12 protein-coding genes are annotated in these 12,837 nt (G+C 47.1%); 7 read left to right on the forward strand and 5 right to left on the reverse strand.

Annotated elements, in window-relative coordinates; genetic code table 11:
* Positions 1-81: 81 nt before the first annotated feature.
* Entirely contained in the window at positions 82-2,673 is a 2,592-nt protein-coding gene (leuS, locus tag SDEN_RS04125) for a leucine--tRNA ligase (RefSeq protein ID WP_041406041.1), read from the reverse strand.
* A 154-nt stretch (positions 2,674-2,827) separates the two neighbouring features.
* Between leuS and SDEN_RS04130 the strand changes: the two genes are divergently transcribed.
* Entirely contained in the window at positions 2,828-3,328 is a 501-nt protein-coding gene (locus SDEN_RS04130; protein WP_011495253.1) for a zinc ribbon-containing protein, read from the forward strand.
* A 91-nt stretch (positions 3,329-3,419) separates the two neighbouring features.
* Here SDEN_RS04130 and SDEN_RS04135 read toward each other — a convergent pair whose 3' ends face one another.
* The 4 genes from SDEN_RS04135 to SDEN_RS04150 form a co-directional block, all read right to left on the reverse strand.
* Entirely contained in the window at positions 3,420-4,901 is a 1,482-nt protein-coding gene (locus SDEN_RS04135) for a sensor histidine kinase (protein ID WP_011495254.1), read from the reverse strand.
* A gap of 33 nt (positions 4,902-4,934) precedes the next feature.
* Positions 4,935-5,609: a response regulator transcription factor gene (locus tag SDEN_RS04140; RefSeq protein WP_011495255.1), complete on the reverse strand. Its 675-nt coding sequence runs from the start codon at positions 5,607-5,609 to the stop codon at positions 4,935-4,937.
* A 35-nt stretch (positions 5,610-5,644) separates the two neighbouring features.
* Positions 5,645-6,019: a diacylglycerol kinase gene (locus SDEN_RS04145; protein WP_011495256.1), complete on the reverse strand. Its 375-nt coding sequence runs from the start codon at positions 6,017-6,019 to the stop codon at positions 5,645-5,647.
* A 115-nt stretch (positions 6,020-6,134) separates the two neighbouring features.
* The gene (locus SDEN_RS04150) at positions 6,135-7,730 is read right to left on the reverse strand and encodes a phosphoethanolamine transferase (protein ID WP_011495257.1); all 1,596 of its coding nucleotides are present in this window, start codon (positions 7,728-7,730) and stop codon (positions 6,135-6,137) included.
* A gap of 514 nt (positions 7,731-8,244) precedes the next feature.
* Here SDEN_RS04150 and SDEN_RS04155 point away from each other — a divergent pair.
* From SDEN_RS04155 to SDEN_RS04180, 6 genes are all read left to right on the forward strand, one after another.
* Positions 8,245-9,288 carry an alpha/beta fold hydrolase gene (locus tag SDEN_RS04155; protein WP_011495258.1) on the forward strand — a complete coding sequence of 348 codons (1,044 nt, stop codon included), beginning with the start codon at positions 8,245-8,247 and terminating at the stop codon, positions 9,286-9,288.
* Between the two features lie 223 nt (positions 9,289-9,511).
* Positions 9,512-10,801 (forward strand): pepsin-like aspartic protease, encoded by a 1,290-nt coding sequence (locus SDEN_RS04160; RefSeq protein WP_011495259.1) that lies wholly within the window; start codon positions 9,512-9,514, stop codon positions 10,799-10,801.
* Positions 10,798-11,313, forward strand: a complete 516-nt coding sequence (locus tag SDEN_RS04165; protein WP_011495260.1) for a GNAT family N-acetyltransferase — start codon at positions 10,798-10,800, stop codon at positions 11,311-11,313. The genes SDEN_RS04160 and SDEN_RS04165 overlap by 4 nt, the downstream gene beginning before the upstream one ends.
* 52 nt (positions 11,314-11,365) lie before the next feature.
* Positions 11,366-12,226: an SAM-dependent methyltransferase gene (locus tag SDEN_RS04170; RefSeq protein ID WP_011495261.1), complete on the forward strand. Its 861-nt coding sequence runs from the start codon at positions 11,366-11,368 to the stop codon at positions 12,224-12,226.
* Positions 12,223-12,483 (forward strand): hypothetical protein, encoded by a 261-nt coding sequence (locus SDEN_RS04175; RefSeq protein WP_011495262.1) that lies wholly within the window; start codon positions 12,223-12,225, stop codon positions 12,481-12,483. Before SDEN_RS04170 ends, SDEN_RS04175 begins: the two co-directional genes overlap by 4 nt.
* A 61-nt stretch (positions 12,484-12,544) precedes the next feature.
* Positions 12,545-12,802, forward strand: coding sequence for a hypothetical protein (locus SDEN_RS04180; RefSeq protein WP_157599827.1), 258 nt, complete (start codon positions 12,545-12,547; stop codon positions 12,800-12,802).
* The last annotated feature ends 35 nt before the right edge of the window (positions 12,803-12,837 follow it).

Consider the following 12,837-nt stretch of genomic DNA (forward strand, 5'->3'; position numbering starts at 1 on the left):
ATAGAGTGTTTATCTCTAAAATAGAGTGTTAGCGATAAAAGAGAGGCCCTTGATGAGCTTGGCTCACCAAGGGCCTGCAGACTAGTTAGCGACTAGGCTAAGCAGTTTGCCAGGTACATAAATCACTTTGCGAACCGTTAAGCCTTCAAGGTGTTTTTGCACGTGTTCATCATCTAAGCCAAGCTGCTCAACGGCTTCTTTCGTCGCATCGGCAGCCACTGTGATTTTAGCGCGAACTTTACCGTTCACTTGCACCACAATCAGCTTGCTGTCTTCCACTAGCGCCGCTTCATCGACGTCTGGCCAGCGGCTGTCTTCGATGTTGTTGCTATTGCCTAGTTCATGCCACAGGGTAAAGCTCATGTGCGGGATGATAGGGTATAGCAAACGGGTCACAGCGCTTAAGGCTTCAGCCAGTAAAGCACGGTCTTGGGCGCTGTCTTGCGGTGCTTTTGATAAATGATTCATCAGCTCCATCACAGCAGCAACGGCGGTGTTGAACATCTGACGACGGCCAATGTCATCGCTGACTTTAGCGATAGTCTTATGCAGCTCACGGCGCAGGGCTTTTTGCGATGAGCTTAACTTGCTCACATCCAAGGCTTCAGTTGGACCAGCGGCAACATGGTCACTGGCAAGTTTCCACAGACGCTTAATGAATCTGTGAGCGCCTTCAACGCCAGACTCTTGCCATTCGAGGGTAAGCTCAGGCGGTGATGCGAACATCATAAATAGACGCACGGTATCGGCGCCGTATTTCTCCACCATGGTTTGCGGGTCTATGCCGTTGTTTTTCGACTTAGACATCTTGCTCATACCTGTATAAACCAGTTCATTGCCTTGGCTGTCTACCGCTTTGACTACGCGGCCTTTATCGTCTTTTTCAACAACTTCGGCTTCCAATGGTGATACCCATACGCGGGCACCTTTGTCATTGGTGTAGTAATACGCATCCGCAAGCACCATGCCTTGGGTCAATAGACGCTTGGCTGGCTCGTTTGAGTTCACAAGTCCCGCATCACGGAGTAACTTGTGGAAGAAACGGAAATAGAGCAAATGCATGCAAGCGTGTTCTATGCCGCCAATGTACTGATCTACCGGTAACCAGTAGTTAGCCTTGGCGGGATCTAACATCTCATCCGCATGGGGGCTACAGTAACGGGCGTAATACCAAGATGACTCCATGAAGGTGTCGAAGGTATCGGTTTCACGAAACGCTGGCTTGCCGTCAACCGTGGTCTCGGCCCAGGCTTTATCGGCCTTGATTGGGCTTTGAATGCCATCCATGACGACATCTTCTGGCAGTATGACTGGCAGTTGATCTTCAGGAGTGGGCATCACAGTGCCATCGGCCAGGGTCACCATAGGAATGGGCGCGCCCCAGTAACGTTGACGAGAAACGCCCCAGTCACGTAGACGATAATTCACTTGACGTTTGCCTTTGCCTTCGGCGGTTAAGCGGGCGTCAATGGCATCGAAAGCGGCTTGGAACTCAAGGCCATCAAGCTCAGGGAAAGCGGTGCCTGAGTTAAATAGCACGCCTTTTTCTGTGTAAGCTTCTTTGCTTATGTCCACTTCGCTATCAGCGGGCTTGATGACGGCTTGCATTTCAAGGCCATAAGCCTTAGCAAATTCATAGTCACGTTGATCGTGCGCAGGGACTGACATTACAGCGCCAGTGCCATAATTCATCAGCACAAAGTTTGCGACCCAAATTGGCACTAATTTGCCAGAAATAGGGTGCACAGCTTCAAGACCCGTGGCCACGCCTTTTTTCTCCATAGAGGCCATGGCGGCTTCCGTGGTATCGGCATTTTTACACTCTTCGATAAAGGCGGCTAACGCAGGGTTAGTGCTAGCGGCTTGCTCGGCTAATGGGTGACCTGCAGCAATCGCCACATACGTCACGCCCATTAAAGTATCGGGGCGCGTGGTGTAGATGTCGAAGCTTTGCTCGCTATCTTTGACCTTAAAGGTCATTTCTATGCCTTCGCTGCGACCAATCCAGTTACGCTGCATGGCCTTAACTTGCTCAGGCCAGCCGTCTAAGGTGTCGATATCGTTAAGCAATTCTTCGGCGTAGTCGGTGATCTTAATGAACCATTGCGGAATTTCTTTTTGGATTACTGGGGTGTCACAACGCCAGCAGCAGCCGTCTTGTACTTGCTCGTTGGCCAGTACAGTTTCATCATTTGGACACCAGTTTACCGATGAGGTCTTCTTGTAAACCATGCCTTTTTCATACAGCTTGGTGAAGAACCATTGCTCCCAACGGTAGTATTCAGGAGTACAAGTGGCGATTTCACGGCTCCAATCATAACCAAAGCCTAACAGCTTAAGCTGGTTCTTCATGTAGTCGATGTTTTCGTAAGTCCAGGGGGCTGGCGAGGTCTTGTTATTGATTGCTGCGTTTTCTGCAGGCAGACCAAATGAGTCCCAACCTATGGGTTGCAACACATTTTTACCTTGTAGACGCTGGTAACGAGCAACCACATCGCCTATGGTGTAATTACGGACATGGCCCATGTGAAGGCGACCTGATGGATAAGGAAACATAGAGAGACAATAAAACTTCTCTTTGCTTTCATCTTCAGTGACTTCAAATGTTTTGTGTTCTTGCCAGTGCTTTTGCACTAAGGCTTCAATTTCTGAGGGATTATATAGCTCTTGCATTAATCTATTTCCGGCCATGCCGCCCATTTTTTGATCTGAATGAGATCTATGTTTGGTCTAAGTTTAATTTAACGCTTAAAAAGCGCGATTAAGATCCACATAGAATAAACTAGAAGTGATGCATTAAAAAGGTTCCTATTAAGGAGTATTGACTATGAGTGGAAGAAGTTTAGCGTTACTCGCACTATATCAAACACTTATCGAACAAGTTAAACATAGCTTTGAAGATAATAATACCTTAACAATCAAAAGTTTGTACCAGTCAATATTGAAAAGTAAGCAGTATTTGCAACTTAAGTCACAAGCGGATGAGTCTGAGCTTGCTTTAGTGGAGGAATTTTTAAAACGTGACATAGGCAATTACTTGAAGGAACAGAACGCCGAGAGCCTAAGTCATAGCCCAACTATGATAGCCATAGAGAACACCTTGTGGCACTGGCTCAATGAAATTACCGATAAAAGTCAGGTGGAGTGGCACGAGTTAAGCCAAGATTTTAAGCATCATGGTTGTTATCAAAGTGGTGAAATTATCAGTCAAGGACGCATGGTGTGCACTGAGTGCCAACACGAGATGCAAATTGAATTTCCAAGTATCATCAGTGATTGTCCTACCTGTGACAATAATGAGTTTACCCGTGAACCTTTCTTGCCCTAGGGCTTAGCCCTTAAGCGTTCACCTTAGCAGGTAGCCGTAAGTAGATGCTTACGGCTATTTTTTTGTTCAGCCAGTGGCTTGCGTCTAGTTTCTAGTGGCTGGGGGTTGAAGCCGCTTCTGCAATGTTTGGGATTATTAAGCTAAACATTAGCCTGGTTTCAGCGGTTTTATGAAAGCTAAAGTCCATGCCATTGGCCTTGGCTATCTTGTCCACTATGCTAAGCCCTAATCCGTGCCTGTCTGGGTTAGTACGTGAGGTCTCAACCTGATACAAGGGCATGGTGAGTTTTTCGAGTTCGTCATCGTTTAAGCTCGCGGCTAATTGGTTTTCAATTTCTATGCATACGCCTTGAAGAGGCCCTTGTTGCTGCACTGGTTTGAGCCTAATAGCCACCTCAGAGTTGGCTGGGCTATAGAACAAGGCGTTATCAATCAAGTTACTCAAGATGCAATGTATGGAGAAGGCGTCCAGATAGCAGCTCATGCCCATGAGCTTATCGTCTATCTTGAGACGGCTGTGCACCTTGGGATGCTTATTTATCAGCTCTTTCATGATTTGCGCTATGGCTTCAGGCAGATTTATCTCAACCCGCTCCATATGTATGCTGCCCGCAGCGGCTTGCTGCAGTAGCAACAAGTTACTGACGATATGTTTCATCTTTAAGCTAATGCTGAGCACATCTTGACCATAGGTGGCGCTGATGCGGACATCGTCTGGGTAGCGAATATGCATTTCGGTGAGGTTTATCAGCTCCGATATTGGGGTCTTGAGTTCATGGGCGATATCCGCCGTAATGCGTTTCTCATTGAGTAAATGCTGTTGGTTAAGCCGGGTGAAGCGGTTGAGTTCATTTTTAATCGGCTCTATTTCAATAAACTCATCGTCAGCCACAGTAAAGGGGCTTAAGTCATCCTTTATGTTGGCCGATTTTAGTTGTTGGTTAAGCTGGTTCAATGGCCTGAGACCGGTATCAATCACTTTCATCATTAATAAGCGTATTAGCACTATCATGGCCACCAGTCCAAGTGCCATGCTGGTATCGATAATGATCAAAATATTAGACAGCTCTTCGTTGGAGATGGCCAAGGTCAGCTGCATGGGCGTGATGAGCTGTTGCGCCTGCCTATCTTCATCTAGGGGGATTTGGGGGGTGAATGTGGACACTATGGCGCGGCCGCTGCGGCCATCGGGTAGGGTGACATCATAGAATTCGCTGCTGTTTAAGGCTTGTTGTGGCTTGATAAGATTAGCCTTTTCAAACTTGAGCAAAGAATCCGAGCGTTCAAATTCTTTCTCTCCCTGCCAGAGCTGGAAATACTCACCATCAGAGGGCAGTGAGAACTCGGGCATAAACTCATCGGCGAAATCAAACTCCACCAACGACAGCTGAGGGTCAGTGACTTTAACTAAAGTTTTTAGGTAGTTGGCCTTGTTAGTTAGGGCAGCATCAAATTCTTTATCGATCCAGTTATCGATATTGATGTCTATGGCCAAGAAAACGATAACCACTATGGCCGAGATGGCGTAGGTCATGGTATTGACTAAGGTGTGCTTAATGGATTTTATCGTCATCGGGTTTAGGCTCGGCTCTGATGTGGCTGAAAATTAGCAATCGCCGACATAGTAACCGAAACCACGTTTGTTTTTCACGGGTAATGTGCCGCCCAGTAATTTTGCCTTCTTACGTATGGAGGATAAATGCGCTTCTATGGTGTTTTTTGACAGGCTATCGAAACTGCCAACCACGGCCTCACTGATTTGCTCTGGGTTTAATACTTGTTCTTGATTGCTAAACAAATACTCTAAAATTTTGTATTCGTTCTTGGTGAGCTCTATGGCTTGGCCTTGATAGAACACAGATTTTTTATTCGAATCTAGCTCAAACTCAGCCACGGTGAGATTAGCGTTTATCTGGTTGAGTTGGCCACGGCGAGTGAGCGCCACTAATCTTGCGTGTAATTCGTCGAATGAAAAGGGTTTACCTAGGTAATCATCGGCACCCGACAGTAGGCCATTCACCCTGTCTTCGGGTTGTGATTTGGCCGAGAGGATAATCACCTTAGCTTGATTGCCCAGCTGACGAATGCTTTTAAGAATGCTAATGCCATCGACACTGGGCAGCATCAAATCGAGTATGATCACATCATACTGATTAGTCAGCGCCATGCTCAGGCCATGGGCACCATCGCCGGTTTCATCTATGGTGTAACCTAAGTGATCTAGGCCGACCTTGAGTCCACGGCGCAGGGGTTCTGAATCTTCAATCAACAATACTTTCATTTTTATTCCCTGAAATCATCACGTGGTGAAGCCAATTAAACCAATAGGGCAAGCCAAATGGCGGTCGCGATTAACATGCTGATCAATACCAGGCTCGAGCCTATGTCTTTGGCAAGCCCAGACAAGGGATGGCGCGCTAGGCTTATCCTGTCTATCACCACTTCTATGGCAGTATTCACCAACTCGGCAAATAACACAAACAACAAACTGGCCACCAAAATGAGTGAATGGCTCAGGCTGATATCCAGATAGAAAGCCAGCATTGACAAGGGGATAAACAGGGCCAATTCCTGCTGGAAGGCCGCTTCATTTTTGAACATCCATTTTAGGCCATTAAAACTATGAACACAGGTGTAGAGTATGCGAGTAATGCCGGTGCGTTTTGCTAATACAGTTTCTGATGGCGCCATGGGGCTTTCCTTTATTAAATGAATTTTGTTAAGTGAATTGCTTAAGTGAATTGCTTAAGTGCATTGTTTAAGTGCATTGTTTAAGTGCAGTGATTAACGGCGCTAATTCGTGACCTTAGTTAACGGCTTTGCAGCTGGCAAATATATCTAAGCTGGGATTTTTTACTTGAGTATCCACCCCAACCAAACCCAATAAGCTATGGAACAGGTTGTCATGGGATAAGCTGTCACGATTGGCTTTATTTTTCAGACAACTCACATCGATATCATTTGATTGTGCATAGCCTTCACCTAGCCACAGGAACCAAGGCACCTTGGTTTGCTCATTGGGGGCGAAACTGTAGGGCGTGCCATGAAGGTATAAGCCATTTTCACCTAAGGACTCGCCATGATCTGAGATATACATCAGCGCCACATCATAGTCTTTAGTGTATTTTTTCAGCTCGGCTATGGTATTGGCGAGCACAAAATCTGTGTAGGCCAAGGTGTTGTCATACACATTGGTGATGGCTTCATCGCTGCAATTCTCGATATCACTTTGGCGGCAAGCGGGAGTAAAGCGCTCCATATCATCTGGGTAGCGCTGCCAATAGGTGGGGCCATGGCTGCCTATGGTGTGCATAGCGATGAGCTTATTTTTGCCATCAGCAACCAGCTGTTGCTTTAATAATTCCACTAATGCCATGTCGTAACAAGTATCGCCATTGCACAGTGGGTTTTGCTGACTTGGGTCTACAGTGATTTGTGGCAGGCGCTTGGCCACGTCTTTATCACCGCCATCGTTTTCTAGCCACAGTGTTTCAGTGCCCGTCTTAGCAATAATGTCTAAGACATTATCTTGGGCATCGGCGCGATCCCTTTGGTAACTGTCTTTGTTAAAATTTGAAAACATACAAGGCAAAGAATGCGCCGTGGCGGTGCCACAAGAGGACACATCCTGGAAAGAAATCAAACCTAACGCTTGGGTGTAAGGGTTAGTGTTACGGCCATAACCGTTATAGGCCATGTTCTGCGCCCTAGCGGTTTCGCCCACCACCAATACCACTAATTTTGGCTTGCTTGATTGTGACGCTGCAAGCACGGCATCTGCGCCTAAGGCGGTATAGCTTATTGGCGCAGTTAAATATTTCTGCTTTACATATTTCACTGAACTCACGATATGAGCAGGGATTATCATCTTAGTCAGGTATTTGTTGTTGCGGCCCACAGAGGCATAATCTTTATAAAAAAAGCTCGCCACTAACCCCACTATTATCAGTCCCGTCAAAAAAAGTAGGCCACGGCCTAAGATAGCATGCCACCAAAACTTAGCCGGCTTAAGTCTCACCTTAGCAATGAGCAGTGAAGGCAAAATACCGAAAAACACCACATAAGCTAAGGAGGGTAGGCTTAAGTAAGAATGGGCTTCGGCGCTATTGGTCTCAAAAATGTTCTCTATCATGGCGCTATCGAACATCACCTTGTATTTAAGCGTCGCATACAGGGCCATGGCCGATGTCATGGTGATGATGATAAGCACAGGTTTATAGAGGTATTTAAGGGTCAATAATGAAAATATCAATAAAAAACAGCCAAACAAGAGCAAGGCTGACGAGGCAATAAACAGTACATGGCCCTTAGCGGCCAGCTCGCTTATCTTACTGATCACGGGGAAGTTCAGCACCAATGCATAGTATGCGGATAAGGCAATAATAAAATGACTGGCGCTCATTTCCAGCGACCCAAAACCAAGCCTTGCAAATTTGATGATGGGCAAGCTGAAAGCGGGTAAGTTTAATGATAAAAGCGGGGAAGTTCTCACGGTTTAATCTCGTCTTGGCACAGAATGAGCGAAATTTACCAGCGCAAACTTAAGGAAGGCTGAAGAAACACTGAATCTTGGCTGTGGAGTTGCATTCGGGCATAAGCTGAGCATTGTCGCTCACCTTAATAGGGTATTGCCTTAACCCTCGGGTCATTCAATTCGAGCCTGTAAATATTTTTGTGTCGCTGTGATGCATGTGCATCTTTAGTTTCCAGATGAACTTACAAGAGGGAGCTGCTAGCCAATATGTCGCAGTCTAATTGAGTTTGTGGATTCATTACTGTTATGTGTAATAAGCTGTTTTTAATGAAGTAAATAATTCCCTAATGAAATGGTTATCAAAAAATAATCATTTGGGCTTGGTATTCTGGCGGGTGTTTGGTTATTGCTAGTTTGTCTTAACCCATAACAGGAGCACATTATGTTACGACAGTTAAAAACATTCACTCAACTCGGTCTATTGGCGCTATCGGTAACCATGATCAGTCCTATTCAAGCCGCTGATTTACCTGAGCATTCACAGCTGGTGGATATCGGCAATAAACGCCTTCATGTTCGTGCCATGGGCCTAGATAAAGCGGGTCCAGCCATAGTGCTGTTATCGGGACCCAATTATAATTTTCACAGCGATAGCGCGTGGTTTTCAGCACTACAGGGAACCTTGGCCAGACATAACAAGGTTTATGCTATCGACAGGGCGGGTAATGCATGGAGTGATTTTGATGAAAACGCCTCTTACCGTCTATTTGTTGACGATCTCTATCAGGTATTGGCTCAGCTTGGAGAAAGCCAGGTAATTTTTGTGGCATTTAGCAGCGCGAATATTACCACTCGACTCTTCGTGGAGAAATACAGTAACAATGCCAATATGGATATCAAAGGCATGTTATGGGTTGACCCTGATATTATCCAGCCTCACTCCATTGCCTTATATCAAGACTATCCCGTCAGTTGGTATCGTGAATACTTAGATTTGCTATTGCCTCATATAGAGACTGGGGCTTGGCTTGAGAGAACCATGGATAAAATCAATCTAGAACGAGAAGAAGTGCAGGCATTAGTGTCATCTAAGGGCTTAGCGTGTTCGAACAAAAAGCTGGATTGGGCCTATTTTGATCGCGTGACCCAGCGGCGTCTATTGATAGAAAACCAACAAACTCGTGCCATAGAAATAGCAAACTATCATGATGATTTAGAAGCCGTGAGAAACTTACCACTGCTCAATAGCATCCCTGTGAGCGTCATTGACAGTGATTTTGAGTTAAAAGATATCGCCGAGGCCACAGAACCTGAGCAAATAGCGCGTTTGACCCGCTGGATGGAAGAGGGCACAGCGTGGAGTCAGCAGGTGGCGAGTGTGAGCGACGGGCAATATATCCCCTTAACAGACAGCGATCATCTAGTGCCGATTGAGCACCCCAGAAGGATCAAGAAAGCCATTAGGTGGCTGCTAAGAAAACGCTAACAAGTGCTAATCAGGGGCCAGCATCAGCCCCCTGACTTCATGTCTCTGCGAATGAAGCCTAGCAATGCCAGTGTTCGGTGCAGTTTGCCCAAGGGAGTGTTTGGAGCTGCTTGCCCAAGAGACTGAAGAACTGTGGAATACGCTCCAATGAGTCTCACATGGCTTGATAATTCGGCTTAAGCACATTATCGTGTTGTTTTATAATGGATACCAAGCGTGATGTATGTCGAAGCATTTTATTCCCCTACCCCTGACCAATGTCTTGGCCGACGGTGGCTACAGCGCTAGCGTATGTCTTGGCAGTCAGCTGGCCAAGGTCAATCTCATCATAGACACGGGCAGCTCCACTTTAGTCGTACATGAAAACCGCTACCAAGGGATGCATGACACTCGCCTGCAGAGCACAAGTTTAGCCCAGCAAGTGAGTTATGGTGTCGGTGGCTGGTTTGGTTCTGTGGTTCACACCCGTTTTAATATCTTAGATGTCAGTGTGGATGACATGCCCTTGGCACTGGTTCATCACGAGGCTGAACACAGCTTTATTAACGCCGATGGCATTTGGGGCATGGCCTACCACAGCTTAAACCGCAGCTATGATATGAGCGAATATTTGACAGCCAATGCCATAGCGCCGCCAGCCACTTACCCTTGGCCCTTTCCTGAGAATGACCAGCCCCAATTTCCATTGCCAGAGTTTCAGAGTGAAGCTAGTGATTTTAAGCAGCTTATCCATGGGCTGCCAGAACAAGATGTCGCCACTGCGTTTACCTTGATGGAGCAGCAAGGTTTAGTGAGTAATAGGTTTGCCTTTATCGCCCACCGCTCTAGCATTCATCATGCAAAAGCCAATATGACGCCTGAGTCACTGGCTCTGGACCCTCTAAATCAAGGGATGTTGATTTTAGGCGGCGATGAGCGCCTGAGTCAGTATTTTCAGGGCGAGTTTACCGATCTTAAGGTGGTGCACGACAGGTATTACAATGTGAACTTATTGAGTTTAAGCCTTGCTGGTGGAGCGCCTATCAAGCTACCCAGCGCCCTTGAGGCCCAGCTTAGTCGCGGTTCAAGCAATGCCATCATAGACACGGGCGCCTCCTTAGTGTCTTTGCCCTCCCAAGCCTTCACTCAAGTTATCGCAGAGTTAAGCCAAACTGTGCCACAGGCCGCTAAGTTATTGGCGCCTTTTATTGGTGATATTAACAAGGTCACACAGGCACAGAGTCAAGGTATTGCCATGAGTGAGCTTAATTTAGCCCTTTGGCCAGCACTAGAGTTTCACTTTGAAGGCGCCGCGGATGGGCGAGCAAGCCTTAGTTGCCCTGCCGAATGTTATTGGCAGCTCAATAGCCCAGCCCCAGGTCGCGCCGTGTTTAAACTCATGGGTCAACTGGCAGGCTGGCCGGCCCAGAGCATACTCGGACTGCCGCTACTCAACCCATACTTTGTGTTGTTTCAGCGCGATAGCGGCGAATTTGGCACAGTGCGCTTTGCCGCCCATAGGCAAAAATCATGAGCCCATTGACCACAGCAAGACTAACTCTCAGACCCATGGAAGAGTCCGATGAAGTCTTATTTGTGGAGCTGTTTTGTTCGGATAGGATAATGTCCTGCATAGGTGACAGTTTTGAAACGGGTCGAGCGCAACGGGCATTCGCCACAACCTTAAAGGTGTGCAGGAAAGAGGATGGCGATATTCGCAGCTGGACCGTATTTTGTCAGCAAGACCCTAGGCCGTTAGGGCTGATTTCTTTCTCGGGCTTAAGTCAGTCTGCAGGCGCTGATATGGGCATCATGCTCAGTCGTGGTGCTCATGGAAAACGCATTGCCGATGAAGCGGTAATCATGTTGGCTGATTTTGGCTTTAACATGATGGGACTCGAGTTTATTAGGGCAGAATTTAAGTGCTCTAATCTAGCCACTAAACGTATTACTCGTAAGCTGGGTTTTAGTGAGCCACAGCAGTTGGCAGGCAAAGCAGGCTGGCAGGAGTGCTTTCTCTACCCTAAGCCCGAATTAAATGTTTAAAATTCAACAAAATTCTGCTAAATTCCACTCAAATTGATGACAACTGAATAACATGACTCAAGTACAAGGTAGCCTCACCTGCGTCGGTGTCGGCATGATGCTCGGCGGCCATTTAAGCCCTATTGCTCACAGCCATATCACACAAGCCGACGTGGTATTCTCCGGCGTATCAGACGGTTTTGTCGAGCAGTGGCTCTCAGGACTCAATGCTGATGTTCGCAGCCTGCAAGTGCATTACGGCGAAGGTAAATCCCGTAATATTAGCTATGGTGAAATGGTGCAGGTCATGCTGGCCGAGGTGCGCCTTGGCAAAAAAGTGGTCGGTGCCTTTTATGGTCACCCGGGAATTTTTGTTAAGTCGACCCACGAGGCGATAGCCAAAGCCAAAGAGGAAGGGTTTGCGGCTAAGATGATCCCAGGGATCTCAGCGGAAAGCTGCCTCTATGCCGATTTAGGCATAGATCCTGGCAAGGTCGGTTGTCAGCATTTTGAAACCACTCAATTTATGCTCTACCACAGACAGTTAGATCCCAGCGCCCATCTGATATTGTGGCAACCTGGGCTGGCGGGGGATTTAACCTATGGCATCAAACCCACGGGACGGGCCGAGCGTCAGCTATTGGTTGAGCTGCTAAGTAAAGATTACCCACTGGAGCATGAATGCATCCTCTATGAAGCCGCGACCATGCCACTGCAAAGTGGCAGAATTGAGCGGCTGCCATTGAATCATCTGCCCTTAGCTCAAATTGCGCTGCACACCACTTTAGTCTTGCCGCCCTCTCAACGTTTGAGTCCCAATAATGAGATGCGCACTAAATTACAGGCATTGGCTCTGCAGCAAGATCAAGCTCTTCATCAGGGCAGCACAGCCCAAGTGCTGCCTTTTACCACACTAAAAAGGAACTTATTATGAACTCAACAATTCAATTTCTTGCTAACTTAGCCAGCGATGCGGCGCTGCAAGCTGCAGATGCAGTCAATCGCGCCGAGCTGCCAGCCCACATTAACGCCATGATCCAAGCCAATGACATAAAAGCGTTAAAGGCCGAGCTGGATGTGGTGCCTGATATTGTTTGTATTTTAGTTGTTGCTGATGAAGATGACGACGAACAAGTTGATCAGCTTCAGGACGATAGCCCAGCGCCATTAAAAATTGCCGCTAATGGCTAACGATTTCCAGGGTAACACCACAGGGGTGTTGCCTTTTTATAACAAAAAAAAGGAACTCACTATGAACCCAACAATTCAATTTCTTGCCCAAATGGGCAGCGATGCCATGCTGCAAGCTGCAGATGCCGTCAATCACGCCGAGCTGCCAGCCCACATCGGCGCTATGATCCAAACTAACGATATTGAGGCGCTAAAAGCAGAGCTGGATGTGGTTAGCGATATAGTTTGCGCATTGCTAGTTGCAGAAGATGACGAGGAGCAAGTTGATCAGCTTCAGGACAACAGCCCTGCGCCATTAAAAATTGCCGTTAATGGCTAACTATTTCCAGGGTAACACCGCATTGGTGTTGCCTC

Source organism: Shewanella denitrificans OS217, assembly GCF_000013765.1.
Taxonomy (GTDB): Bacteria; Pseudomonadota; Gammaproteobacteria; order Enterobacterales; family Shewanellaceae; genus Shewanella; species Shewanella denitrificans.